Raw genomic sequence first — 24,142 nt, forward strand, 5'->3', positions numbered from 1 at the left:
TGCCCTAAACATCACCGGCAGGCATCGGCCGCAGCAGTCGAGTTTGCGGCGCCGGTCCGGGGAAGCTAGCCCTCACTATGTGATTCACGAAGCTTGAACCTTCAAGTAAAGCCGACTAAGCTGAAGGCATGACTTCGACACTCGACCGCCCTCCGGTTCTTTTCCTCAGCCATGGCGCGCCGCCGCTGGCTGACGACGCGACGTGGACGGGTGAACTCAAGAATTGGTCCGCCACCTTTGACAAGCCCAAAGACATCCTGATGGTGTCCGCCCACTGGGAGAACGCCCCGGTCACCCTCAGTGCCACCGGGCGCAACCCGGGACTGGTCTACGACTTCGGCGGGTTCGCCCAGAAGTACTACGACGTCACGTACGACGCCCCGCAGGCTCCCGGGCTGGCCGCCGAGGTGGAGAAGCTTGTGGTCGGCCATGGCCATCACGTCGAGCGGGACGAGAGCCGCGGCCTGGACCATGGCGCCTACGTCCCGCTCAAGGAGATGTTCCCGGACGCGGATGTACCGGTGGTGCAGATGTCGATGCCCACCCTTGATCCGCAGGGCCTGTTCGATCTGGGCAAGTCGCTGGCGCCGTTGCGGGACCGCGGCACGCTGATCGTCGGATCCGGCTTCACCACACACAACCTGCGCTGGTTCAACCCCGCCGGGGGACCCGACAGCACCCCGCCGTCGGTCTCCCGTGAGTTCGACCAGTGGGCCGAGGAAGCGATGGCGCGCGGCGACGTCGACTCTATCCTGGACTTCCTGCACAAGGCCCCGGCAGCCCGCGAGGCGCACCCCCGCAGCGAGCACTGGGCACCGCTGTATGTGGCGCTTGGCGCGGCCTACGAGTCCGGTGACCTGCAGGCCAAGACCGCCATCGACGGGTTCTGGTTCGGCCTGTCGAAGCGCTCCTGGACCCTGACCTAAGCCAAGAAACCGGCTGCGGGACTTCCTCCGGTCCGTTCTCCGGGTGTCCCGCCCTTCTTCCAATCTACCGCGCCCTAAAGGGCTTGCGGCAAGGCCCCCTTCATGCTTCAAACTGGCTCGGTGGTGCCGGAAGCGGTGCCGGGGAAGCCAGCCTGTAGAAGGCGCGGAGAGGCGGGGGTATTGGTGGTTGATGTGATTGTTGCGGGCGGCGGTCCGACGGGGTTGATGGTGGCCGGCGAGCTCGCCTTGGCCGGGATAGATGTGGCGATTGTGGAACGCCGACCGACGCCGGAACTGGTGGGCTCGAGAGCGGGCGGGTTCCACTCGCGGACGATCGAACTCCTCGACCAGCGCGGGATTGCAGACCGGTTCCTCGCCGAGGGCAAGGCCGTCCAGGCGGCATTCTTCGGCACGACGGCCCTGGACCTGGGTGACTTTCCTACCCGGTATCCGTACACGCTCGGCTTGTGGCAGAACCACATCGAGCGGATCCTGGCAGGCTGGGTGGAAGAGCTGGGTGTGCCGGTTCATCGGGGGCTCGACGTTGCCGGCTTTGCCCAGGACAGCGGCGGTGTCACCGTCCAGCTCGCCGACGGCGGTGCGAGGCGCGCGCTGTACCTTATAGGCGCCGACGGCGGCCGGAGTGCCGTCCGGAAGGCGGCCGGCATCGAGTTCCCCGGCTGGGATGCGACGAGGAGCAGCCTGATCGCCGAGGTGGAGGTGACGGAGGAGACGCCAACGGGCATGCGCATCGACGAGGTGGGGGTCCACGGGCTGCACCCGATGGAGGACGGGCGAACCATGCGGGTGGTCGTGACCGAGAAGCATCTCGGACCGGCCACGGAGCCGACCCTGGCTGACCTCGCCAGGGCGCTGGTCGAGGTCTACGGCACGGACTTCGGGGTCCATACTCCGACCTGGATCTCGCGGTTCACCGACGCCACACGCCAGGCCGCGGCCTACCGCAGCGGCCGTGTGCTGCTCGCCGGGGACGCCGCGCATATCCACTCTCCGTCGGGTGGCCAGGGGATCGGCCTTGGGATCCAGGACGCCGTGAACCTCGGCTGGAAACTCGCCCAGGTGGTCAAGGGACAGGCGCCGGAGGGCCTGCTGGACAGCTATCACGCCGAGCGGCACCCCGCCGGGGCACGCGCGCTACAGCACACGATGGCACAGTCCGTTATGCAGCGGTCCGACCCGCGCATCGGCGCATTGGCCGACACTGTGGCCGGCCTGCTGACGATCGATGAGGCCCGGAAACGGCTTGGCGGCCTCATCTCCGGCCTCGACGTCCGCTACGACTTGGGGGAGGGGCATCCGCTGCTCGGACGCAGGATGCCCGATCTCGACGTCGTCACCGCCAGCGGTCCGCTGCGCGTGTTCAGCTTCCTGCACAACGCCCGCGCGGTGCTGCTCAACCTCGGGGCGCCGGGCAGCGTCGACCCGGGGCCGTGGGCGGACCGGGTGCAGCCGGTGGACGCCATGTACGACGGCGGATGGGAGCTTCCGGTGATCGGTCCGGTGAGCGCCCCGGCTGCCGTGTTGATCCGTCCGGACGGGTATGTGGCGTGGACGGGAGACGGAACCTCGCGGGGGCTGGCCGAGGCGCTGGCCAGGTGGTTCGGGCCTCAGGGCTGACTAGCCACGGCCCGCCTGGGTGACAAAGTGCTCAACCCGGCGGTCCGGCACCAGCCAGATCAGGGCCACCACGGTGTACACGGCAAGCCCGAGCAGCGGTTGTACGACGCCCACGGCAATCCCGGTGAGGTAAATCAGCGGCGACGCCTTGCCCTTCCAGTCCCGGCCGACAGCGCGTGCCAGGGCGCCGTCCCTGCCCTGCTGGCGGATCAGTGCCTGCTGCACAATGAAGTAGGCGATGGCTGCACAGAATAAGTTCATCCCGTAGACCAGCACCGGTACCTGGACGAAGCCGGTTTCATCCATCCAGCGGGTCGTGAAGGGGAACAGCGAAAGCCAGAACAACAGGTGCAGGTTCGCCCAGAGGATTGCCCCGTTGACGTGGTCGGCCAGGTGGATCATGTGGTGGTGGTTGTTCCAGTAGATTCCAACGTAAACGAAGCTGAGCAGGTAGCTGAGGAAGGTTGGCAGGACATCGGCCAGGCTATGCCAGGTCGGTTCTTCCGGCACCCTCAGCTCCAGGACCATGATCGTGATGATGATGGCCAGCACGCCGTCGCTGAACGCCTCCAGGCGGTTCTTGTTCACACCGTTTGCTCCATCAAGTCATCATGCTCGCGGCAGACTGCAACGGCAACGGCAACGCAACGGCAACGCCGGTCGGATCAGATGTTGGCAGCCTCGCGCCCCGCCACGCGCCGGGAAAGGAACTCCTCCACCACTGCGGCGAACTCGTCAGGCCGCTCGATCTGCGGCATGTGCCCCGTCTTGGCGAAGACATGTGACTCGGCCTGCGGCAGTGCCGCCGTCGCCGCCGCCAGATGGCTAAACGGCAGGATGTGGTCGTGGGAGCCCCACAACACCAGGGCGGGTATCTCCGACGTCGCCAAAGCACCAAGCAGGGACGTCCGCCATTCGGCCCGAACGCCGGAGACTGTGCCAAGGTCGCGGGCGACGTCCAGCAGCGTCTTGCGGTGCGTGGCCCGTCGCGACAGGGCGAAAGCGTGGCCAACCCGGTCGTCGGTCACCAGCCTCTTGTCATAGAAGATCGACTCGACCGTGCGGCGGGAGGCCGCCGCAGCGGGACGCATGAGCAGGGCCGCGAGCGGCCGGATCGTAAGCAGGCGCAGGACTAGCGCAACCTCCTTGCCGAATCCGGCGCTGTTGGCAAGAACCAGGGCGGAGACGCGGTCCGGATGGTCGGCCGCCAGTTTCATGGCGACGGCCCCGCCCAGCGAGTTGCCGATCACGGGCAGCGGCTCGTGCACCCCGACGGCGTCGAGGAAGGCCGGCAGGGCGTCGGCAAGCTTTGCCAACGTCGCCGGCCCGGAGAGGCGGGCAGAGTACGCGAACCCGGGCAGGTCCACGCTGATGACCGTGTGCCGTGCCGCGAGACGATCGTGCTGCTCGTTCCAATCCTCCAGGCTCTGGCCGATGCCGTGCAGGAGCAGCACGGGGTCCCCGCTGCCGGTCTTCCGGAAGCGCAGCCGCGCACCGCCGACGTCGACGTATCCCGTTCCCGGAAGCTCAAGAGGGCCAAGCGCCGCCGTCGTACGTCTGGACCCGCGCACTTGCTGCCCGCGCCGGCCGAAACGGACGTGGTCCGTGACCCGGCCGGCCCTGAGCAGGGCGAAGTCGCGCAGATAGTTCTGGTGCAGCCGCCAGGGTGAGCCGGCGCCCTGCCGGGGGAGCTTGTCCGCGCCGCGCAGGATGTACCCGGCTTTCAGGTCGATCATCGAAGTCAGCCCCGCGTCCGCAACCTCGCCGGGCGCCGCGGGTGCAACCCACTGCAGGTTCCGGCGGTCGAGGTGCTTGAGCAGCCGGCAGATATAACCCGCGACCAGATCGGCCTTGAGCGTCCATGACGCGTTCGTGTAGCCGATGGTGAGCGCAAAGTTGGGTACGCCGTCGAGCATCATGCCCTTGTAGGTCAAGGTCTTGCCGACGTCCACGGGCTCGCCGTCCACGGTGAGGGTCATTCCGCCAATCACCAGCAGGTTCAGCCCGGTCGCCGTGACAATCACGTCGGCAGGAATCGATCCGCCGGAAACCAGGTCAATGCCGTCCGGGGTGATCCGGGAGATCTCGTCGGTCACGATGTCGGCAGTGCCGGCGCTGATCGCCCGGTAAAGGTCCCCATTGGGGATGGCGCAGACCCGCTGGTCCCAGGGCTGATACGACGGGGCCAGGTGCGTGTCGACCGGAAAGCCGGCCGGCAGTTTGGCGACGGCTGATTTCCGGAGGATCGCCTTCATCGTTTCCGGCCGCCGCCGGCTGAGCTGGTACGTGAACATCGAAAAGAGAATGTTCTTGGCCCGGACGACGTCGTAAGCCAGCTGGGCGGGCATCTTGCCTCGGAGGCGGTCGGCCAGGTGGTCCCGGGAGGGCACGGGGGCGATGTAGGTGGGGGAGCGCTGCAGCATGGTGACCCTGGCGGCCGTCTTCGCCATCGACGGCACGAGCGTCACCGCGGTGGCGCCGCTGCCGATGACCACCACCTGCTTGCCCTCGTAATCGAGGTCGGCCGGCCAGTGCTGCGGGTGGACGATCGATCCGGTGAAGGTGTCGGCGCCCTCGATGGCCGGGGTGAAGCCCTCGTCATAGCGGTAGTAACCCGAGCAGACGGACAGGAACGAGCAGGTAAAGGTGGCCGGCTTGCCGGGACGGGATGCCGCAGCGTCCTGGCGGTACTCGCCGCCCGACGTCGGGACCGCCGTCACCGTCCACAGCGCGGCTTCGCTTGACCACTCGGCCGAGACGACCCGGTAATTCAGCCGGATCCGCGATTCGAGACCCTCGTCCGCGACCGTCGCCTGGATGTACTCGCGAATCGAATCGCCGTCGGCGATGGCCTTGGCGCCGGCCCAGGGCCGGAAGGAGTAGCCGAGCGTGTACATGTCGCTGTCGGAGCGGATGCCGGGGTACCGGAAGAGGTCCCAGGTGCCTCCGACGGCGCTGCGGGATTCCAGGATCGCGAACGACTTCCCGGGCAGCTCGCGTTTCAGCCGGCTGGCGAAACCTATGCCGCTCAGCCCGGCGCCGACAATCAACACATCCACGTGTTCGCTCATACCGCCAAGTTATCGACTTAGTGTTGAGAGAGTCAACACGGCGTCGGAAAGTTGGATTAGGATGGGCGGCATGGTTCAGCGAGGAAGACGCTCCGCAAAGGTCTCGGGTGATGAGCGCCAGGACACAATCCTGATTACCGCCGAGGCCCTCCTGGCCGAGCGGGCCTTCGACGACATTTCGATTGAGGAGCTGGCCCGCGGCGCCGGCATTTCACGCCCTACCTTCTATTTCTACTTCGGGTCCAAGGACGAGGTGCTGCTGGCCCTGCTGGACCGTGTCATCACCGAGGTGGAGCACCGGGTCGGTGACCTGCCGCGCGATTTCGAGAGCGACCCCGCGGCAGCCTGGACCCGTTCCATTGGAATGTTCGTCGAGGTGTTCGCGGCCCACCGGGGTGTTTCCACTGCGGCGATCGCGGCGCGCGCCCGCAACGAGGAGGTGCGTGCGCTATGGTCCAAGTCGATGCAGTCATGGGTCGACTTCTCCAGCGACGTGATCCGGTCCGAGCAGGCACGAGGCGCTGCGCCGGAGGGCGTCGACGCCCACGACCTGGCAGTAAGCCTCAACCTGATGAACGAACGGGTGATCACCGCGGTCCTCAACCAGGAGAGTCCCGCCATCGCGGAGTCCAGCGCCCTGCACGTGTTATCGACCATCTGGATCCGCAGCATCTACGGCTCCGACAACCCCGGCCGACGGTAACGTCCGTGCCGAAAGGAAGAACGCAAATGGCAGAAATCAAGACCCTCACCGTGCTTGGCACCGGAGTACTCGGCTCCCAAATCGCCTACCAGGCCGCGTTCCACGGGTTCGCCGTCACCGCCTACGACCTCGACGATGAGGCCCTCGACAAGGCCCGCTCCCGCTTCGCGCAGCTCGCCGGCATCTACCGGGCGGCGAACATTGCCGGCGCCGGGGAGGGCAAGGCCGAGGCGGCTCTCGGCAACCTCCGCCTCACCGCCGACCTCGGGGACGCCGTCTCCGAGGCGGACCTCGTGATCGAGGCCGTACCCGAACTGCTCGAGCTCAAGCGGGACGTGTACCGCAAACTCGCGGAGCTGGCCCCCGCCAGGACCATCTTCGCCACCAACTCCTCAACCCTGCTGCCCAGCGACCTCAAGGAGTCCACCGGCCGCCCCGACCGCTTCCTCGCCATCCATTACGCCAACAACATTTGGGCGCAAAACATCGCCGAGGTGATGGGCACCGCTGACACCGACCCGGAAGTGTTCGACGCCGTCGTCGAGTTCGCGCGGAACAGCGGCCTGGAGCCGATCGAGATCAAGAAGGAGAAGGCCGGCTACGTGCTGAACTCGCTGCTGGTTCCGTTGCTGAACGCGGCCGCCGGCCTGCTGCTGCAGGGCATCGCCAGCCCGGAGACAATCGACAAGACCTGGCGCATTGCCACCGGGGCGCCGAGCGGACCGTTCCAGATTTTCGACGTCGTCGGCCTGGGCACCGCGTACAACATCGCCGCCTCCTCGCCGGACGCCGGGTCTCAGGCATTCGCTAAGCATCTGAAGGACAATTACATCGACATGGGCAAGCTCGGTGTCGCGACGGGCGAGGGCTTTTACCGGTACTGAGCCATGCCGGCGCCACGTGCGTCCCGGGTGTCAGCCCCGGCCGTTCGTGTCCAGGACCGTGACGCTCAGGGGCATCCGGTTGGCCCGGCGGAGCCGTCCGGCCAGCACGTTGCGCACTCCACGGGTCACCATGGTGGTCTTCGTCAGATACCGGAACTCGGCCGCGTCCGACGTTACGAGATCCAGGAGGGGGCGCGCGGCGTCGTCGGGGGTCTGCCCCCACAATCCGACGACGACCTGCAACGCGCCCAGCCGATGGTCGTACCCCGGCTGGGACGTGATGTGCCCCAGCAGGTCCGTCACCACCAGCCCCGGGTTCATGCCATGCACCCGGACGCCGGTGCCTCGGGTCTCCAGCCGCAACGTCTCGGTGAACTGCCGGACCCAGCGCTTGCTTGACGCGTAGGCATTCTGCAGCGCGACGGGCCCCCGGTCGCCTTGGCCGTAGACGTTGACGAGGTCGCCGCGGCCCTGGCCGAGGAACACGGGCAACGCGACTCTCGATCCGTGGAACGTGCCGAGGATGTTTGTGCGCACCACCCGCGTGAAGTCGTCGACCGGTGTGGACGCCGTGGGCCCGAAGACGCCGGAGACTCCGGCGTTGTTGACCCAGATGTCGAGCGTCCCGCGGCTTAGCGCCTCGTCGCGAAGGGCCTCCACGTCGGCGAGCTCCCCGGTGTCGCAGCGACGTCCGGACGCCGCGATCCCTTCCGTTCTCAGCCGCTCCACGGCGGCGGCGACGTCGGCGTCGGATCTTGACGCCAGCACCACGGTCGCCCCCTGGTGCCCCAGCAGCCGCGCCATGGCAAAACCCAAACCGCGTGTCGAGCCGGTCACGACCGCCACGCGTCCGTGGAGGACGTCCCGTTGCGAACTCATGCTTCTCTCATACGCGCAGCGGCCGTGGAGAGCAAGAGTTGTCATCGGACTCGGTACCGGGGCGGAGCGAGGCTCAGGGCTTGGTCATCGACTTGGGCGGCGGCGGGAAGGGTGCGGCGGGGTAGAGCGGGGCCACCTGCTGCATGTAGTTGGCCCACTGCGGGCCGGCGAGCATGTAACCGTCAATGTTCCGGTAGAACTTGCCGTTGATGGTGACGTTCTGGCCTGGCCGTTTCTGGGCCGCCAGGGTGTCGCCGAAGAACGATGCGGTGGCGAGGCCGGTGGTGTAGCCGACCACCCAAGTCGCGCCATTGTTGTTGGAGGTGCCGGTCTTGGCAGCCACCGGAACTCGGGCCTGGACCTTGGGTTCAATGTAGATTCCCGACCCCCGTTTCAGCACGTCCTGCAGCACGGCATTCACGCCGCGGGCCACCTCGGGCCTGACCGCGCTCCGGCAGTCGCTGGCCTGGGCCGGAAGCTCCCGTCCGGCGGCATCGGTCACCGCGGTGATCGCGATGGGGGCGCAGTACTTGCCATCGGCGGCGAAGGTGGCAAAGGCATTCGCCAGATGGAGCGGCGCCACGCCGATGGCCCCGAGCAAGTTGCCCAGCTGGTGCATGTTCACCCGGGCGTTGTCCACGCCGCTGTGGAGGCCCACCGTGTCCACCATTTTCTGGATGCCGCAGAAGTCCAGCTGGGCGGCCTCGGCGAAGGTTGCCGTGTTGATGGAGTTGTAGAGCCCGTAATTGACGGGCATCTTGCGGTAGTAACCCTCATCATTGTTCTTCAAGTCGTCGGCGGCACCGAGGGCCCTCTGCGCTGTGTTGTAGGCGCCGAGGACCTTGCCACAGCTGGACTTCCAGGGGAAGTCCAGCGGATAGACCCGCCGGGAAGCATCCACCTTGGTGAGCATGGATTTGCCTTCATTGAGCCACTCCGCGAAAGTGAACGGTTTCATTGTGGACCCGGGCTGGAATCCGCCGGCGCCGTTCAGGTCCTTGCCGTTGGCGTCCTTGGAATCGACGTTGAAGTTCAGCTGGGTGTCGAACTTTCCGGGGGCGGGCAGAAACACGGTGTTTTGCGCCATGGCGAGGATCTTGCCGGTGCCCGGCTGGATAGAGACCAGGGACGCGCCCCATTTGTCCGGGTTGGCCCCGGCTGTGGCGTCGACCTGCACCTGGGCGGCCGCCTGCAGCCTGCTGTCCAGCGTGGTGGTGATGGTCAGGCCGCCGCGGTACAGCCTCCTTTCGCGTTCCGTGGTGTCGGCGCCGTAGGCCGGGTTGTTGAGGATCAGGTGGGAGACATAGTCGCAGAAGTACGGGGCCATGTCCGCCGCGGAGCAGCCCTGCTTTGCGGCGGCGATTTTCAGCCTGACACCGCTGGCGACGGCGGCGTCATGGGCAGCCTGGGTAATTTTTTCCTCGCTGAGCATCTTGTCCAGGACCTGGTTGCGCCGCTTGATGGAGTTTTCCGGATGGACGGCGGGGTCGTAGAAGCTGGGACTGTTGACCAGGCCGGCCAGCAGGGCAGCCTGGGGCAGGGTGAGAGCCTTGGCGGTGGTGCTGAAGAAATGCCTGGCTGCGGCCTCAATGCCGTATGCGTCGCGGCTGAAGAACACGATATTGAGATAGCCCTCCAGGATCTGTGCCTTGGTGTACTTCTTTTCCAGCTCGATGGCGAGCTTCATCTCGCGTACCTTGTCGCCGATGTTTTTCTGCCCGCTGAGGATGACCTGATCGCTCCGGTCCGCCGACAGCAGGGACTCGTTGATTACGTTCGTGACGTACTGCTGGGTGAGCGTCGATGCTCCCTGCCTCGCGCCGCCGGTCAGGTTGGAGGTGAGCGCCCGGAGAATGCCCTGCGGGTCGACGCCGCCGTGTTCGTAGAAGCGGCTGTCCTCGATGGCGACAATCGCATCCTTGATGTACGGGGACATCTGGTCCAGCCTCACCTTCACACGGTTCTCCGCGAAAAAGGTGGCAATCGGTTTCCCGTCCGCGCTCAGTACTTTGGTTGACTGCGACGGCGCAGTCACGGCCAGCTCGGAGGGAAGGTTATTGAAGAACGTGATTGATCTGCTGACGGCGACGCCGGCCGCCGCCACACCGGGGACCACCAGGCTGGCGGCCAGAACACCGCAGAACGCGCTCACTATCAAGAACCCGAGGACCCTCCTAAAGGCCGCGGCCAGCCGAGCTCCGAATCGCTTTTTCTGCGCCATTTTCTGTCCAGCTATCACGCTCAAAATCTGTGCCCAGATTAGGCCGGGCCGCCCCCGAAGGACCAGTGCCGGAAGGCCTTCCCGCTGCCGGCATCCGTGAGGCGCGACACCCGTCCGCTTCCGGGAGCCCGAGTCCCTGTGAGAGTTCACCATTTTTTGCGGAACAGCAGGCCTCGCCGTTTCCGCTGCTCGCCGCAATCGCCGCCGCACCTCGCGCATCGAACTCGGCACCGGCGTGATTGACATGCGCTACGAGAACCCGCTCTATATGGCCGAGGAGGACTCCCGGGCCCAGGCGGATGCCCGGGACCAGATGGGGTACCTCGACGGCGGACTTGACCGCTTCGGGCGCAGCTACGCCGGCGAACCCGAGCCCTCGTGCAGGAGCTCTCCCGTGTGCCGGCGCCCCGGTCGGTGGCCAATGACTCTTCCCGCGAGGGGCGTGTCGCTGGTAGGCCGGTAATCAGGTCCTGATTGTTCCAGTCGTCCGGGAGGCCCCATGGCCGAGGTAATCATTGGCACTTCCCGCGGCGAAATGCCGGCCTACGTGGCCACGCCGTCCGGCGAAGGTCCCTGGCCCGGCGTCGTGGTTATCCATGACGCGCTGGGCCTGAGTCGAGACACCCGGGGGCAGGCCGACTGGCTGGCCCGCGAGGGGTTCCTCGCAGTGGCACCGGACCTGTTCTACTGGGACACCAGGGCAGCCTGCCTCTGGTCACTTATCCGCGGCTGGCGGCCCCTCGGCGACCTGGACCTCACCCGCGCCTGGCTGGTGGCACGCGGCGACTGCACAGGCCGCGTCGGGGTGATCGGCTTCTGCATGGGTGGTGGCTTCGCCCTCATGCTCGCACCGGATCACGACTTTGCCGCGGCCAGCGTGAACTACGGCGGACTCGACGACGCCACGGCCCGGGCCATGCCGCGGGCCTGCCCAATCGTGGCGAGCTACGGAGCAAGAGACCGCTGGCCGGGGGTGCGCCGGGTGCCCGCCCGGCTGGAACCGCTGCTGGCTGACGCGGGGATAGACCACGACATCAAGGTCTATCCCGGCGCGGGCCACGGCTTCCTCAACCGGCATGGCCCGTCAGACCTGACGTTCGGCGACAAGTTGCTGGCGAAACTGGTGGCCGCCGGTTACCACGAGCCCTCGGCCGAAGACGCCCGACGGCGGATCCTGGCGTTCTTCCGGACGCATCTGAAACCTGAGGGGGTGCCACGATGACCTCGCACCGGATGGGGGGAATGGCCGGCGGAGTTGCCGCGTTTCTCACCGCCGCTTATCTGATGGTTGTGCGCCCGCGCCTGCTACGCGCCGGTGCGACCGACGGTGAAGTTCACGGACCCTACCCGGGTGCCGGGCTTATCCCGGACGGGACCCGAAGCGCCACGATGGCCGTGACCGTTGACGCGCCCCGTTCGCGCGTGTGGCCCTGGCTGGTGCAGATGGGAACCAGGCAGGGCGGCTGGTACAGCTGGGACCGCCTGGATAACTTCGGGCGCCGCAGTGCCGGGACAATCCATCCTGAGTGGCAGGATGTCGCCGTTGGGGACCGGCTGGCGGCCACGCCGGACGGCAGCCAGTGGTGGGAGGTCGCGGCGCTGGAACCCGAGAAGTTTCTGGGTCTGCGCATGTCGATCGATTTGCGCGGGCGTCCGTTCGACCCAGCGGGAGAGCGGCCCCGTCACTTCACCGACTCGCTGTGGGGGTTCGAGCTGAAGGACGCGGCAGGCGGCCGCACCAGGCTGGTGGTCAGCGGCTATTGGTCGTTCCGGCCCCAATGGCTTCAACCCGCGCTGAGTATCTTGGTGTTGGAGCCCTCGCACTGGGTCATGCAGACCCGCCAGTTCTCAAATCTGAAACGTCTCGTTGAGTCAGAAAGCAGCTGAACCCCGGAATTCGCCTCCGGCAGGGCCACCACCAGCGCCCTCTCCGACCCCGCTGCCCAGCAAACTGCGGGTGAGCGCCTCGCCGTCGGCCATCAGCTGGCCCACGGAAGTCTGAAGGTGGCCGTCCGCGACCGGGACGCCGGCCAGGGCGGCCGCCACGACGGCACGGCGGATCAGTTCGCGGGCAAAGGAGGCCGTGGTTCCTTCGGTGCGGGCAGCCGCCTCATCAAGGGCGGCAACACTGAAGGGGATCCCGCGTGAATACAGCTTGAGCAACGCCACGCGCTCGGGCTGCGCGGGCAGGGGAATCTCCACGGCCAGATCCACCCGCCCGGGGCGTTGCGCGAGGGCGCGTTCCAGCATGTCCACCCGGTTGGTGGTGAGGACGAACGCCACGTCGGCGTCGCTGGCCAGGCCATCCATCGCGTCGAGCACCTCGAATAGCAGCGGCTGGGGTCCATGTCCGAAGCTGCGGTCCTCGGCAATGAGGTCACAGTCCTCGAGCACCACGATGGAGGGCTGCAGCGCCCTGGCCATGGAGGCCGCCTCGGAAATCCGGGCAAGCGATCCGCCGGACAACAGGATGGCAGTGGCACCTTGGCTCCGGCTCAGCAGATACCGCACCGTGTGGGTCTTTCCGGTGCCCGGCCGCCCGTAGAGCAGGATGCCCCGCTTCAGGTGCTGCCCGTACTGGTTGAGGGTGTCCCGGTGCTCGGCGATGCCGAGGGCATGGTCAGACACTTTCTGCAGCAGACCGTCCGGCAGGATGACCTCGGACGCGGCCAGATCCGGCCGGGCGTGGAAGGTCACGCCTGCCGCGCTGGGTCCGTACTCGCCCATGACAAGGGAGATGACCTGTCCCTTCAAGATGCTGTGGCGCTGCATCCGACGTCGGAACTCCGCGAGGAAGCTTGCGGCAGTATCGGTAGCGCCGGCCAGGACTTCCAGGGACGCCGTTTGCCGACCGTACCGGGGGTTGGCATCCCGTTGCAGCACCACGATCGGATGTCCGCCGTGACTGAACAGCCAGAGCCCCAGCGCCACGGCCTGCCGCTGCTCGTCAGGGCCCACCGCGAGGTTGGCGTAGTCCGGCTGGGAGAGCGGGAATTGGGGAAAGACCTGCGCCTGCTGCAGCATGTCGCTCAAGGAATGATGGTGTCGCTGGTCGCCGCCACCGATGCCGACCAGCCGGGACTTCGGATCCTCGCGCGCCAGCTCGGCCATTTGGATGTCTGCGTCGACGAACCGGTGCGGCGGAATCTCCTCCACCACGACAGAAACCGACCCGGCCGGCGCGCCCAAATGTTCGGTAAGCGTCGACAGCAACTGTGGTCCCGCCGGCGTCCGGTGCTGGCCGGACTGCGCAAGTTGCACAAGCTGCGCAAAATCGTCGATGAACTTCCCCAAATTTTCATCCATGCGCAGACCCTACCAGCGGCCGCCAGCGTAGCGTCCGCTGCCGCACCATCCGCTACTGCCCGTTCCGCTCGATCGCCTGGCCCAGGACCCGGGCGCCCTCCGGGAAGTCACCCGGGTTCGGCCCGGCGTAGTTGAGCCGGATGAAGGGACCCGCGGGTTCGGCAGGGAACCATTCCGTGCCGGCGGCGATCAGCACCCCGGCGCGCTCGCAGTCGGCGCTGAGCCGGTCGACGTCGGTCCCGTCAGGCAGGCGGGCCCAGAGGTTCAGCCCGCCCTTGGGGACCAGCGTCAGATGGGCCTGCGGGGCATGCTCGCGAAGGCTCGTGACCAGCAGGTCGCGGCGTGACTGGAGCTGGTGGCGGACGCTGCGCAGGTGCGTCTGCCAGGCCGGCTGGGTGACGACGTCGAGGGCAGCGGACTGGAGGACGCCGCTGACGTACATCGACTCGGCCCCGCGGTCCGCGAGGATGCGGTCCCGAGCCGGGCCGCGCGCGATCACGGCCCCCACCCGCATGGCAGGCGAGACACTCTTCGTCAGGGACCGCAGGTATACGACGTGGCCGGAATCGTCACGCGCGGCGACGGGGGAGGGGGCCGATGTGATGCCGAAGTCGTGGGCCCAGTCATCCTCCACCAGGAACGCTCCGTGCCGGCGCACGACCTCCAGGACCTCTTCGCCGCGCCGGCCCGTCCACTGCGCCCCGGTGGGGTTGGCGTAGTTGGCCTGTGCGTAGAACAGGCGGGCGCCGGTCTCCTGAAACGCGCGGTCCAACCCGTCCGGCTCCGGGCCGTCGGGTCCGCTCGGAACGGGAACGACGCGCACGCCGGCCTGGGCGGCAGCGAGAATCGCGCCCCAGTAGCTTGGGGATTCCATGAGCAGCGGCTGCGCGCTGCCCACCAGCGACCTGAAGATCGAGCTGAGTCCGCTTTGGGTTCCGGGCAGTACGACAACGTCGCTCGCAGCCGGCGGGGTGACGCCGGCCTGCATCGAGGCACCCAGTTCGTGCGCGAACCAGGACTGCAACTCCGGGAGCCCCGCTGCCGGTGCGCGGGACAGTGCCGCGTCGCCCCTGGCCGCCCTGGTCAGGGCTGCCCGGACCAGCCGTTCGGGCAGCAGTTCGCGGGCCGGGTAGCCGGAGTGCAGGGCGATGACATCGTTCGCCGCGCTGCGCATCGCGGTGGATGCTGAACGAAGCGGCGCGTGCGGCGTCCGCAGCGCCGCGGTCTGCCAGCCGTAGTCGGAGGGGCGCGCCGTCCGGATCTCCCGGACGAAGGTCCCGACGCCGGGCCGGCTCTCGATGAGCCCCTGGGCGGCGAGGACCTGCAGCGCCTTCTGCACCGTGACGGGACTGGCCCGGTGTTCGGCCACCAGCGACCGCGTGGACGGCAGCCGGGCTCCGGGGGCGGCACGTGCGATCCACTCTTTGAGCTGCGTCACAATCCGTGAACTGCTATCGTGGTTCATGAGAGACAATAGTAGCGCTACTGTACTTTTTCGCCCAGTGATACCGACTCCTCGGTCCGGCCGTTCCGGCGGCGGCCTCGGGTGGGGACTGCTCGGAGTTGCGGCGTTCTCCTTCACCGTTCCCTTCACCCGGGTGGCCGTGGCGGGACTGTCGCCCTTGTTCATCGGCTCCGGCCGGGCGGTCGTTGCCGCGGCCCTGGCTGCCACCGCCCTGGTCCTGACCCGTCAGCGGTTTCCGCTGGGCCTTCAGTGGGCCCGTCTCGCGGTGGTTGGCGGCGGGATCGTCGTCGGCTTCCCGCTGCTCACCTCGTTCGCGCTGACCAGTGTGCCCGCCAGCCACGGCGCAGTCGTTATCGCCCTGCTCCCGGCCGCTACCGCCACCGCCGTCGTCCTCCGCGGCCACGAACGTCCGCGCGCGGCTTTCTGGTTCGCTACGGCTGCCGGCGCCGCGGCGGCCCTTGGCTTCGCCTTCGCGCAGCCCGGGGGCTTTGGGCAACTGCACTGGTCGGACCTGCTGCTGCTGGGCGCCGTCGCGGCCGCGGCGGTTGGCTACGCCGAAGGGGGCCTGCTCGCCCGGGAGCTCGGTGCGTGGCAGACCGTCTCGTGGGCTCTCGTGCTCGCCGCGCCGTTGATGCTGTTTCTGGCCGCGTGGACGATGATCCAGCAGCCCCCGTCGGGTACTCCGGCGCAGTGGGCCGCCTTCGCCTACCTCGGCGTCGTCAGCATGTTCCTGGGGTTCTTCGCCTGGTACCGCGGCCTCGCCATCGGCCCCATGACCCAAGTCAGCCAGATCCAGCTGATCCAGCCGGTGCTGAGCATCGCCTGGGCCGCGCTGCTCCTTGGCGAAACCTTGACGCCGACCACCCTGGTCGGCGGGGCCGCGGTAATCGCCTGCGCGGGCATCGCCGTCCGCGTCCGGCTGAGGCCAACACCGCCGCCACCGCGGCCCTGACTCTTCCGGCACCCCACCCAACGGCAAAGGACAATCCCATGTACATCCCAGCGCACTTCGCGGCCGGCCCCGGCGCCGTCCGTGACCTGCTCACCACCCCGGCGGCCGCCAACCTGGTCACGACGACCGCGCACGGCATGCTCGCAACCTTGCTGCCCTTGGTTTACGATCCCTCAATCGGCGAGCACGGGGCCCTGCACGGCCATCTGGCCCGGAATAACCCGCAGTGGTCCGAGCCGGCTCTCGGCGAGGCCCTGGTCATCATGCAGGGCGCCGACGGCTATATTTCACCGGGCTGGTATGCATCAAAGGCCGAACACGGGCGCGTGGTCCCGACCTGGAACTACTCCACGGCCCACGTCTACGGCACCCTGGTCATCCACGATGATCCGGCCTGGCTCGCCGGCCACGTCAGGCGGCTCACCGACCTCAACGAAGCCGGTTCAGCCCGGCCCTGGTCCGTCGACGATGCGCCGGAGCGGTACATTGCCGGCCAACTGCGCGCCATTGTCGGCGTCGAACTGCTGATCGGCAGGATCGAGGCGAAGACCAAGCTCAGCCAAAACCGCTCCGATCAAGACGTCGACGGCGTCGTGGCCGGACTCGCGGGGTGCGGGCACGCAGCCAGTGCCCGCGACGTCGAACGCGCACGCCGGGAGCGGCGCCCGGACCTGGGAGGGTAGGCCGGCTGGGTCCGAACTGCCGCGCCCCTACCGTTCGTCGCTGGCGTAGCTGAGCCCGATCTGGCTTCGGACAGTGTCCAGCGCGGCCATGACCTGGACCGTCTCGCTGGGTGACAGCACGTCGTTGGACACCGCGCCGTCGGCAATGAGCCGCTCGACTTCCCACGCCTGGTACTGCATGCCGCGGCCGGTGACCGGCTGGTCAAAGCGCTCAACGACGTTGCCGCCGTCGTCGTACCGGGTGAAACCGGTGGGCGTGTACCAGACCGGGTCCATCTCGATGCTGCCTTCGGTGCCGATCACCGCGGCCCGGTTGGGCCCAGCGGTGTCCAGTGCGCAGTGCAGCACAGCCTGCTGTCCGTCCGCGTATTCGAAGATCATCGCGGTCTGGCGGTCGACGCCGGTGGCCGTCATGCTGGCGGCTGCCTGGATCCGGGCTGGCTCGCCGAACACGTCGAAGGCGAAGGAGACCGGGTAGATCCCCAGGTCAAGGAGGGCTCCGCCGCCCAGGGCGGGGTCGTTGAGCCGGTGCGCCGGATCCTTGGGCAGGTTCTGGTTGTGGTCCGCAATGACGGTCCGGACCTCCCCCAGGGCACCCGAGCGGATCAGTTCCCGCACCCGGACCATGTGCGGGAGGTAGCGCGTCCACATCGCCTCGAGGGCCACCAGCCCCTTCGATGCGGCGAGGTCCACGATTTCCTGCGCCTGCCACTCGTTCATGGCGAACGGCTTCTCCACCAGCACATGCTTGCCGGCGTTGAGGGCCAGCAGTGCGTTCTCGTAATGGAACGGGTGCGGCGAGGAGATATAGACGACGTCCACCTCGGGGTCGTTCACCAGCGCTTCGTAGCTGCCATGGGCCGCGGGCAGCCGGAACCTGCCGGCGAACTCGCGGGCCGTCGCGAGGTTCCGGGAGCCCACCGCCTGGACGTTGAAGCCGTGTTCCACCAGGTCCGAAGTCTGCAGCCCGGCGATTAATCCGGTGCCGAGGATTCCCCAGCGGACGCCACCGGGGGAGTCGGAGCTTTTGGGGGCGCGCGTCGCAGCGGTGTCTGACATGGCTTCGGTTCTCCTTGGGCTGGCGGTCAGGTCGGCGTCGCTGCGTACGGATCGCAACGACGCCGTCTGAGCATGCTAGCCCAGCACCGGAGCCGGCCGGGGACGAGTCACTTGCAGGTGCAGCGCTGTTCGGTGGGCACCTCGGCCATGACGGAGTCGACATGCTCGCCGCAGCCGGCCCAGGTGATCTTTCCACAGCTATTGCAACGGACGGGACTGCACATTGTTTTCTCCTTAAGTGGGTGCTGCTGGTTGGGTGCTGCGTTGGTTTGGTATTGCTGGCGGTTAGGACGCGGGCGCGGCGGCCATCTTGGCCCGGATTTCTTCCATGTCCAGCCCCTTGACGGCGGTGATGAGTCCGTCGAGCCCGCTGGCGTTCATGGCGCCGGGCTGCGAGAAGACGAGGATACCCTCTCGGAAGGCCATCAGGGTGGGGATCGAGGTGATGCGTGCTGCCGCGGAGAGCCCCGGCTCAGCCTCCGTGTCCACCTTCGCGAAGACGACGTCGGGGTGGGCTTCGGAAGCTTTGCGGAATGTGGGGGCAAACATGCGGCACGGACCGCACCAGGCTGCCCAGAAGTCCACCAGGACGATGTCGTTGCCGGAAATGGTGTCGTTGAAGGTCTTTTCAGAAATGTCGATGGTTGCCATACTCCAAATATATACCCCCGGGGGTATCGGAGCAAGCGTGCGCCACGGGGGAGGTGGATGGCGCGGGGTCTTGATCAAATACCCCCAGGCGCCGAGGTGCAGAGGCTAACTCTCGACGAAATCCGTGCCCTCTTCCTGCGCCTGGCCTGACGCCCCGGGGCTTGCGCGGCGCCCCCGGCGACTCCGGGCGAACAGCGGCAGATTTTGAACCTCAATACCCCTGGGGGTATATTTGTGAGTGGCTGGATCGGCCACATGCCCCTGCCGAACGCCTCCCGAAAGGTGCACATCAATGGACATTACCGCCCAGCAACTCAACGAACAGCTCAAGAGCGGCAGCGACGCCCAGGTCGTGGACGTTCGCGAATCCGAGGAGATTGCTTCCGGCATGATTGCCGGCGCCCGCCACATCCCGCTGGCGCAGCTGCCGGCCCGCTTGGGGGAACTGGACAAGACCCGTCCCGTCGTCGCCGTCTGCCGCAGCGGCCGCCGCAGCGCCGCAGCCGCCGACCAGCTTGCCGCCGCCGGCTTCACCGCCTACACGATGACCGGCGGGATGCTCGACTGGTCCGACGCCGGGCTGCCCGCCGGCTGACACTCCCCCTAGACTGCCCGGGCGGCGCCTCCCCCCATGCGCCGCCCGGGCCTCCACCTGTCCTGACTGCGCCCTAACGGGCTTCAGGCCGGTGGACGGCGGCCCGCATCCGCAGGGGTGCCGCCAGAACCACCCAAGCTAGACCGAAAGAGACTATGACTACCTCAAACAAGACCACTACGGCCGAGTCCGCACCCCAGTCCATTGACGCCGCCACGCTCAAGGCCTGGGAGGACAACCACGATGACCTGATGGTGATCGACGTACGCAGCGGTGCCGAGTTTGATTCGATGCACATCAAGGGCTCGTACCATGTCCCGCTCCCCATGCTGAGCGAACACACCGAGGAATTCGCCGCCAAAATGGGCACCCGCGTTGTCCTCGTATGCCAGTCCGGGAATCGGGCCGAGCAGGCCCGCAAGCACCTGGACGCAGTCGGCCTGGGCAGCGCGAGCGTGCTGGCCGGCGGCGTTCCTGCCTATGCTGCCGCCGGCGGCAACGTGGTGAAGGGCCGCAACACCTGGGCCTTGGAACGCCAGGTCCGCATGACGGCCGGCTCCCTGGTCCTGGCCAGCATCGTGGGCAGCAAGCTGCTCTCGCCGAAGCTCGGCCTGCTTGCCGGCGGCATCGGCGCCGGCCTGACCTTCTCCGCGGCGACGAACAGCTGCGCCATGGGCCAGATGCTCTCCAAGATGCCGTGGAACCGTTCCGCCAACGAGCCCACCGCCCACCAGGCGCTGCAGAACCTGGGCTCCAAGGCATGATCCTCACCGCGGCGGCGTTCGGGCTGGTCGTCGGCGGCCTGCTGGGCCTGGTTGGAGGCGGCGGGTCCATTCTCGCCGTCCCCGCCCTCGTCTACGGCGTGGGGCTTCCGCTGGCTGCGGCGATCCCGACGTCGCTGGTCGTTGTCGGCGCGTCCTCCGCCGTCGCGGTGCTGCCCCGCCTGTGGGGTGGTGTGAACTGGCGGCTGGCCCTCATTATCGGTGCGGCCGGCACGGCAACTGCCTACCTGGGCGCTTACGTGAACCGGTTGCTCGACCCGAAGGTGCTGCTGCTGGCTTTCGCCGCCATCATGGTGTTCGCCGGCATCCGGATGATGCTTCCGGCCAAGGCCTCCGGCGGCTCCTGCGCCCTGCCTAGCGGCGGCGTGAACTGGCGCAGCTGCCTGCCCAAGGCCATCGCGACGGGTGCCGTCGTGGGTTTCCTCACCGGGCTGCTCGGCGTCGGCGGCGGCTTCCTGATCGTCCCGGCCCTGACCCTGGTCCTGGGCCTGCCGATGGCGGTGACCGTCGGTACCTCGCTGGTCATTATTGTGATCAACTCGATTGCCGGCTTCGCGGCGCACCTCGGTGACCTGCAGATCGACTGGGCCGTGACGGCAGCGTTCGCGGGGGCAGCAATGGTTGCCTCCCTGATCGCGGGCCGGCTCGGAACCAGGATTCCGGACAGGGTGCTCAAACGCGGTTTCGGCGTCCTGGTCCTGCTGGTCGCGGCCTACGTGAGCGTGCAGGCACTGCTCTCCTAAGCCGGACAGCCCGAGGGAAAACAGCACGGCGGTAAAGCGCCGGAGGACATGTCCTCCGGCGCTTTTTCGTTGCCCGGGTTCTGCTCAAGTCGGTTGGTGGAGGGTACCTTTGGTGCTTAGGGGGATGAATGGAAGAGATCTTGATCGCAGGCGGGAAAGGACGGCTCGGAATCTGCGGGCCTCATTTTCACCTGGTTTGGGCGCCGGGGACGCTTGTCGACGCCCGGGACGCGGCCGCTTCGATTGAAGCGATGCGGGCCCTTGGCGGCGGCCGGGAGTTGCCCTTACTCGTGGATATATCCGGTGTAACGATGCGCTCGACGGCAAGACATACCTACGAACGTGCCAAGGCAGTGACCGCGGTGGCCCTGCTGGGTTCCAGCGTGGTGGACACCGTCGTTGCGGCGGCACTCGGCCGCCACAGCTTTTGCCCGCACGCGTATTTCACCTCACGCACGGAGGCGCTGGAGTGGCTGGAGGGCCTCCAGCTTCCGGAGCTCGCCGCGGGGGAGGGAACGGGCCTGCACAAGGCGTAGCCCCGGTGCCGGCTCCCGTCGCCGCCTGACGACAGGGATTGGAACTGGTCGCGGACACAGCTGTGGCGGCGACCCGGGTTACCCGGGCCGCCGCCACGCTGTCACTGTGTTGCCTTACTGGTTGTCCTGCTTAGCTGGCCGGAACGGTTTCCGGTGCCTGCCGGCGGGCGGCCTGTTCCATTGCGTTCCACGCGGCGTAGCTGCCGTCGAGTTCGACGACGTCGTAGCCGGCGCGGCGCAGCGCGCTGGCCGCGACGGAGTTCCGGACGCCGCTCTGGCAGTAGGACACGATGGTGCCTTCGGTGGGGAGTTCATCCAGGTGCCACATCACGCGGCCGCCGCTGAGCTGGTAGGAGCCGGGGATGTGGCCGGCTGCATGTTCGGTGCGGTTGCGAACGTCCAGGACCATGGCGGCGTCAAAGCCGTCGAGTTCCTCGGGCTGGATCAGCTTCGGGACGCTGACCGGCAGGCCCTCGAGGCTGGTGACGTAGCCGGCGACTTTGTCGATGCCGACCCGGACGAGGTGGTCCCACATTTCCTGCGCGTCCGCCTGGCTGGAAGCGAGGAGGACCAGCGGGTTGGTGTCGGTTTCCGGGTTTACGACCCAGGCGCCGAAGCTGGCGGTGGACTTACCGGCCGGGACGTTGACGGAGCCGGTGACGGTGCCTTCGTGGACCTCGTTGTTCGGGCGGGTGTCAACGAAAATGACCTTGTCCGCGGCGAGGTCGCGGGCGACATCGGCGGTGCCCAGCTCGGGGAGCGGGGCGCGTTCGCCCATGACGGCGGGGCCTTCACGGTTTTCGCGTTTCATCCGGGCGAAGTAGGCGTGCGCGTCCGGCTGGCCGTCGAGGAGTTCATCAATGAAGCCCTGCTCGTCGTTTGCGGCCAGGTAGGGGCCCCACCAGGCGTAGAGCCGTTCGTAGCCGACGGTCGAGGACGGGATCGCGCCCAGGGCCTTGCCGCAGGCGCTGCCGGCGCCGTGGCCCGGGTGGACCTGGACGTGGTCCGGCAGGGTCAGGAACTTGTCCCGCAGGCTGGCGAACAGCTGCTTGGCGCCTGCGAAGCGGGTGTCGACGCCGCCGGCGGCCTCATCCAGCAGGTCCGGCCGGCCCAGGTCGCCGGAGAACACGAAGTCACCCGAGAGCAGGTAGCCCGGCTTGTCTGCGAATGCGCCGTCGGTGATCAAAAAGGACAGGTGCTCCGGGGTGTGCCCGGGGGTGTGGAGGGCCTTGACCGTGACGTTGCCCAGCACGATCTCATCGTTGTCGTTGAGCCGCTCGGCCTCAAAACCGTACTGCCAGTCCGCGCCGCCCTCGCCCGAGACATAGGCGGTGGCGCCGGTCGCGGCGGCCAGTTCCCGGGTGCCGGAGAGGAAGTCCGCGTGGATGTGCGTCTCGGTAACGGCCACGATCTTCATGCCGTTCGCGGCAGCGAGGTCCCGGTACACGGCGATATCACGCCGGGGATCAACCACAAGGGCCTCGCCCTTGGCCTGGCAGCCGATGAAATAGCTCGCCTGGGCAAGGTCTTCGTCGTAGATGCGCTCGATAAGCATTCGGGAGAACTCCTTCTTGAGGTGGACGGGGAAGGGATTCCTTCCTCCTCTACATTCAACAGTAATACCCCCGGGGGTATCACGCAAGCGGCGCCGGACCGGTCCTGCGGTGCCGCCGACGTCGCCCGGAGGCTTCAGTTGCCGATCCTGGCCAGCACCTTGTTGATGGTCGCCGCGAGCCCGCGCGCGGCCTGGAGGACGCCGGCGTCGGACAGGGCTTTCGTTTCCGTTTCCACGCACAGCCTGCCCTTCCGGGCACCCACCTGGATGTGCCGGACTCCGGTCCCGTCGGGAAGCACATAAACCACGGCGTAGCCCGCTTCGCCGCCGGTGTTGACGATCGGGTGTTTGATGGCGGTCCAGGTGCGCGAGCCGCCGCCCGGCAGGCTCTCCCGGATCGAACTGCAGCGGCTGAGGTCGGCTGCCCGGCTGTCAAAAGGGGACGGCCCGGCCGGCGGGGGCGGCAAGCTGACGAGCCGCAGGCTGATCTGGTCCAGCACCTGCGGCCCACCGGCGATCTCAGCCACCACGGTGGCCGCCCCGGAGAACGAGGCAAGATAGGCGGCGTCGTCGTAAATGCATCCGGAAACGGCCGGCGCCGTGGCAGGGCCGCTCCGGGTGTAGCGTCCCTCCAGCACCTGGGCCGGCCTTCCAGTGGGGCCGGTAACGCCCTGCAGCAGCCGGGCCAGTTGCTGCGGCGTCCGTTGTTCGGGGGGCTGTGGGGTAGCGGGCGGACCAGGCGGCGGTGCGGCTGACGGTGCCGTGCCGGAGTCGGTCTGCCCGACCAGTTTTTGGGCCAGCCGGACCAGCGGCTCGAGGGCGGTCCTGAGTTCCGCGTCGGACCTGGCGGTGGGTGCCTGCCGGCTCAGCCCGATCGTCAGGGTTCCCTTGAGTACCTGCAGTGCAACGGTGGCGCCGCCCGGGGGAGTGCCGGCGGTTGCCGGTGTGCTCAAAACCGTGGCGTAGGCCTTCTCGCCCACGGCCGGCGTCCTAAGCAGCCTGACCGTGGACGTTGGATCATTCCCCACCGTCTGCCGGAACGTTGAACACCTTTGGGCCAGGTCGTCGGTGTAGGCGAAATCCGCAGCGAGCACGTCGCTGCGCGGTGCGCTTCGGGCAAAGACAAACGCCAGGGACTCGCGTGACCACACGCCGGTCAGCGTCAGGACGCCCGCGGCGAAGTGCATTGCCAGGTCCGCTCCGCTGGTCGGCGAACTGTGCGGCCGGAACACGCTGCACTCGCCGGGCTCGACGGCCGGCTTATCGGCGGGCTCCGGTCGTCCCTGCAGGCGGGTGCGCAGGTCCGAGCTTCTGGAGACCCGCCCGGTGCCTTCCTGGCCGCTGTTGATCGCCCTGTCCACGAGGACCATCAGTTCCTCATCGGAAAGCACCTTCTCCGCCGTCGCCGACGGGAGAGTCCCGGTTGCGGGAGACGATCCGCTGCCCGCGGGCGGTGAGGGTGAGCCCGGCGTGCAGCCGGTCACCGCCAGAAC

At 67.7% G+C, this 24,142-nt stretch carries 22 protein-coding genes and 1 pseudogene; 13 read left to right on the forward strand and 10 right to left on the reverse strand.

The features are described from left to right. Positions 1-128 precede the first annotated feature (128 nt). Together AC1DB8_RS05510 and AC1DB8_RS05515 are read left to right on the forward strand one after the other, a co-directional pair. Positions 129-926, forward strand: coding sequence for a dioxygenase family protein (locus AC1DB8_RS05510; RefSeq protein WP_441417629.1), 798 nt, complete (start codon positions 129-131; stop codon positions 924-926). A 183-nt stretch (positions 927-1,109) separates the two neighbouring features. Then, entirely contained in the window at positions 1,110-2,564 is a 1,455-nt protein-coding gene (locus tag AC1DB8_RS05515; protein WP_476892414.1) for an FAD-dependent monooxygenase, read from the forward strand. Here the strand turns inward: AC1DB8_RS05515 and AC1DB8_RS05520 are convergent, their stop codons facing one another. Together AC1DB8_RS05520 and AC1DB8_RS05525 are read right to left on the reverse strand one after the other, a co-directional pair. Beyond that, a complete protein-coding gene (locus tag AC1DB8_RS05520) occupies positions 2,565-3,152 on the reverse strand; it encodes a TMEM175 family protein (RefSeq protein WP_476892415.1) in 588 nt (195 codons plus the stop codon). Between the two features lie 77 nt (positions 3,153-3,229). After that, the gene (locus AC1DB8_RS05525) at positions 3,230-5,635 is read right to left on the reverse strand and encodes an alpha/beta fold hydrolase (protein WP_476892416.1); all 2,406 of its coding nucleotides are present in this window, start codon (positions 5,633-5,635) and stop codon (positions 3,230-3,232) included. 70 nt (positions 5,636-5,705) lie between these two features. On the opposite strand from AC1DB8_RS05525, the gene AC1DB8_RS05530 reads away from it, so the two are divergent. After that, positions 5,706-6,338 carry a TetR/AcrR family transcriptional regulator gene (locus AC1DB8_RS05530; RefSeq protein WP_476892417.1) on the forward strand — a complete coding sequence of 211 codons (633 nt, stop codon included), beginning with the start codon at positions 5,706-5,708 and terminating at the stop codon, positions 6,336-6,338. A gap of 26 nt (positions 6,339-6,364) precedes the next feature. Further along, positions 6,365-7,222 carry a 3-hydroxyacyl-CoA dehydrogenase gene (locus AC1DB8_RS05535; RefSeq protein WP_476892418.1) on the forward strand — a complete coding sequence of 286 codons (858 nt, stop codon included), beginning with the start codon at positions 6,365-6,367 and terminating at the stop codon, positions 7,220-7,222. A 30-nt stretch (positions 7,223-7,252) separates the two neighbouring features. Here the strand turns inward: AC1DB8_RS05535 and AC1DB8_RS05540 are convergent, their stop codons facing one another. Both AC1DB8_RS05540 and AC1DB8_RS05545 read right to left on the reverse strand, forming a co-directional pair. Beyond that, entirely contained in the window at positions 7,253-8,101 is an 849-nt protein-coding gene (locus tag AC1DB8_RS05540; protein WP_476892419.1) for an SDR family oxidoreductase, read from the reverse strand. Positions 8,102-8,174: 73 nt separating this feature from the next. After that, positions 8,175-10,322, reverse strand: coding sequence for a transglycosylase domain-containing protein (locus AC1DB8_RS05545; RefSeq protein ID WP_476892420.1), 2,148 nt, complete (start codon positions 10,320-10,322; stop codon positions 8,175-8,177). A gap of 84 nt (positions 10,323-10,406) precedes the next feature. Between AC1DB8_RS05545 and AC1DB8_RS05550 the strand changes: the two are divergent. The 3 genes and pseudogenes from AC1DB8_RS05550 to AC1DB8_RS05560 form a co-directional block, all read left to right on the forward strand. Next, positions 10,407-10,653 (forward strand): annotated as a pseudogene (locus AC1DB8_RS05550) (LLM class flavin-dependent oxidoreductase); the annotation flags it as partial. A 168-nt stretch (positions 10,654-10,821) separates the two neighbouring features. Beyond that, positions 10,822-11,544, forward strand: a complete 723-nt coding sequence (locus AC1DB8_RS05555; RefSeq protein WP_476892421.1) for a dienelactone hydrolase family protein — start codon at positions 10,822-10,824, stop codon at positions 11,542-11,544. Further along, a complete protein-coding gene (locus AC1DB8_RS05560) occupies positions 11,541-12,209 on the forward strand; it encodes a hypothetical protein (RefSeq protein WP_476892422.1) in 669 nt (222 codons plus the stop codon). The genes AC1DB8_RS05555 and AC1DB8_RS05560 overlap by 4 nt, the downstream gene beginning before the upstream one ends. Here the strand turns inward: AC1DB8_RS05560 and AC1DB8_RS05565 are convergent. Together AC1DB8_RS05565 and AC1DB8_RS05570 are read right to left on the reverse strand one after the other, a co-directional pair. Then, positions 12,195-13,628, reverse strand: a complete 1,434-nt coding sequence (locus AC1DB8_RS05565) for an AAA family ATPase (RefSeq protein WP_476892423.1) — start codon at positions 13,626-13,628, stop codon at positions 12,195-12,197. The two genes, AC1DB8_RS05560 and AC1DB8_RS05565, sit on opposite strands and share 15 nt — an antisense overlap. 52 nt (positions 13,629-13,680) lie before the next feature. Beyond that, positions 13,681-15,093, reverse strand: a complete 1,413-nt coding sequence (locus AC1DB8_RS05570) for an aminotransferase-like domain-containing protein (protein WP_476892424.1) — start codon at positions 15,091-15,093, stop codon at positions 13,681-13,683. On the opposite strand from AC1DB8_RS05570, the gene AC1DB8_RS05575 reads away from it, so the two are divergent. Together AC1DB8_RS05575 and AC1DB8_RS05580 are read left to right on the forward strand one after the other, a co-directional pair. Then, positions 15,092-16,045, forward strand: coding sequence for a DMT family transporter (locus AC1DB8_RS05575; protein WP_476892425.1), 954 nt, complete (start codon positions 15,092-15,094; stop codon positions 16,043-16,045). The genes AC1DB8_RS05570 and AC1DB8_RS05575 overlap by 2 nt on opposite strands. A gap of 38 nt (positions 16,046-16,083) precedes the next feature. Next, positions 16,084-16,728: an FMN-binding negative transcriptional regulator gene (locus AC1DB8_RS05580; RefSeq protein WP_476892426.1), complete on the forward strand. Its 645-nt coding sequence runs from the start codon at positions 16,084-16,086 to the stop codon at positions 16,726-16,728. 27 nt (positions 16,729-16,755) lie between these two features. On the opposite strand, the gene AC1DB8_RS05585 is transcribed toward AC1DB8_RS05580, so the two are convergent. Beyond that, a complete protein-coding gene (locus tag AC1DB8_RS05585; protein WP_476892427.1) occupies positions 16,756-17,787 on the reverse strand; it encodes a Gfo/Idh/MocA family protein in 1,032 nt (343 codons plus the stop codon). 285 nt (positions 17,788-18,072) lie between these two features. Further along, positions 18,073-18,438, reverse strand: coding sequence for a thioredoxin (gene trxA / locus AC1DB8_RS05590; protein ID WP_441417641.1), 366 nt, complete (start codon positions 18,436-18,438; stop codon positions 18,073-18,075). Between the two features lie 292 nt (positions 18,439-18,730). Here trxA and AC1DB8_RS05595 point away from each other — a divergent pair, with 292 nt between their 5' ends. The 4 genes from AC1DB8_RS05595 to AC1DB8_RS05610 all read left to right on the forward strand — a co-directional run bounded on the left by AC1DB8_RS05595 (position 18,731) and on the right by AC1DB8_RS05610 (position 21,094). Beyond that, positions 18,731-19,033, forward strand: coding sequence for a rhodanese-like domain-containing protein (locus AC1DB8_RS05595; protein ID WP_441417642.1), 303 nt, complete (start codon positions 18,731-18,733; stop codon positions 19,031-19,033). 155 nt (positions 19,034-19,188) lie between these two features. Beyond that, a complete protein-coding gene (locus AC1DB8_RS05600) occupies positions 19,189-19,797 on the forward strand; it encodes a rhodanese-like domain-containing protein (RefSeq protein WP_441417643.1) in 609 nt (202 codons plus the stop codon). Next, on the forward strand, positions 19,794-20,558 hold the full coding sequence (locus tag AC1DB8_RS05605) for a sulfite exporter TauE/SafE family protein (RefSeq protein WP_441417644.1): 765 nt from the start codon (positions 19,794-19,796) through the stop codon (positions 20,556-20,558). Before AC1DB8_RS05600 ends, AC1DB8_RS05605 begins: the two co-directional genes overlap by 4 nt. Positions 20,559-20,686: 128 nt before the next feature. Beyond that, on the forward strand, positions 20,687-21,094 hold the full coding sequence (locus AC1DB8_RS05610; protein WP_476892428.1) for a DUF7793 family protein: 408 nt from the start codon (positions 20,687-20,689) through the stop codon (positions 21,092-21,094). Positions 21,095-21,224: 130 nt separating this feature from the next. Here AC1DB8_RS05610 and AC1DB8_RS05615 read toward each other — a convergent pair whose 3' ends face one another. Next, on the reverse strand, positions 21,225-22,649 hold the full coding sequence (locus AC1DB8_RS05615) for an MBL fold metallo-hydrolase (RefSeq protein ID WP_476892429.1): 1,425 nt from the start codon (positions 22,647-22,649) through the stop codon (positions 21,225-21,227). A 134-nt stretch (positions 22,650-22,783) separates the two neighbouring features. Then, a complete protein-coding gene (locus tag AC1DB8_RS05620) occupies positions 22,784-24,040 on the reverse strand; it encodes a hypothetical protein (RefSeq protein WP_476892430.1) in 1,257 nt (418 codons plus the stop codon). Positions 24,041-24,142 lie beyond the last annotated feature (102 nt).

It is taken from the genome of Arthrobacter sp. 10N410, assembly GCF_056394945.1.

Excerpts from the sequence above, each read along its gene's own strand:
- AC1DB8_RS05610 (WP_476892428.1), top strand. The coding sequence starts at position 20,687 with ATGGAAGAGATCTTGATCGCAGGCGGGAAAGGACGGCTCGGAATCTGC.
- AC1DB8_RS05600 (WP_441417643.1), top strand. The coding sequence starts at position 19,189 with ATGACTACCTCAAACAAGACCACTACGGCCGAGTCCGCACCCCAGTCC.
- AC1DB8_RS05545 (WP_476892420.1), bottom strand. The coding sequence starts at position 10,322 with ATGGCGCAGAAAAAGCGATTCGGAGCTCGGCTGGCCGCGGCCTTTAGG.
- AC1DB8_RS05525 (WP_476892416.1), bottom strand. The coding sequence starts at position 5,635 with ATGAGCGAACACGTGGATGTGTTGATTGTCGGCGCCGGGCTGAGCGGC.
- AC1DB8_RS05605 (WP_441417644.1), top strand. The coding sequence starts at position 19,794 with ATGATCCTCACCGCGGCGGCGTTCGGGCTGGTCGTCGGCGGCCTGCTG.
- trxA (WP_441417641.1), bottom strand. The coding sequence starts at position 18,438 with ATGGCAACCATCGACATTTCTGAAAAGACCTTCAACGACACCATTTCC.
- AC1DB8_RS05565 (WP_476892423.1), bottom strand. The coding sequence starts at position 13,628 with ATGGATGAAAATTTGGGGAAGTTCATCGACGATTTTGCGCAGCTTGTG.
- AC1DB8_RS05535 (WP_476892418.1), top strand. The coding sequence starts at position 6,365 with ATGGCAGAAATCAAGACCCTCACCGTGCTTGGCACCGGAGTACTCGGC.
- AC1DB8_RS05560 (WP_476892422.1), top strand. The coding sequence starts at position 11,541 with ATGACCTCGCACCGGATGGGGGGAATGGCCGGCGGAGTTGCCGCGTTT.
- AC1DB8_RS05595 (WP_441417642.1), top strand. The coding sequence starts at position 18,731 with ATGGACATTACCGCCCAGCAACTCAACGAACAGCTCAAGAGCGGCAGC.
- AC1DB8_RS05615 (WP_476892429.1), bottom strand. The coding sequence starts at position 22,649 with ATGCTTATCGAGCGCATCTACGACGAAGACCTTGCCCAGGCGAGCTAT.
- AC1DB8_RS05570 (WP_476892424.1), bottom strand. The coding sequence starts at position 15,093 with ATGAACCACGATAGCAGTTCACGGATTGTGACGCAGCTCAAAGAGTGG.
- AC1DB8_RS05555 (WP_476892421.1), top strand. The coding sequence starts at position 10,822 with ATGGCCGAGGTAATCATTGGCACTTCCCGCGGCGAAATGCCGGCCTAC.
- AC1DB8_RS05585 (WP_476892427.1), bottom strand. The coding sequence starts at position 17,787 with ATGTCAGACACCGCTGCGACGCGCGCCCCCAAAAGCTCCGACTCCCCC.
- AC1DB8_RS05510 (WP_441417629.1), top strand. The coding sequence starts at position 129 with ATGACTTCGACACTCGACCGCCCTCCGGTTCTTTTCCTCAGCCATGGC.
- AC1DB8_RS05575 (WP_476892425.1), top strand. The coding sequence starts at position 15,092 with ATGAGAGACAATAGTAGCGCTACTGTACTTTTTCGCCCAGTGATACCG.
- AC1DB8_RS05580 (WP_476892426.1), top strand. The coding sequence starts at position 16,084 with ATGTACATCCCAGCGCACTTCGCGGCCGGCCCCGGCGCCGTCCGTGAC.
- AC1DB8_RS05540 (WP_476892419.1), bottom strand. The coding sequence starts at position 8,101 with ATGAGTTCGCAACGGGACGTCCTCCACGGACGCGTGGCGGTCGTGACC.
- AC1DB8_RS05530 (WP_476892417.1), top strand. The coding sequence starts at position 5,706 with ATGGTTCAGCGAGGAAGACGCTCCGCAAAGGTCTCGGGTGATGAGCGC.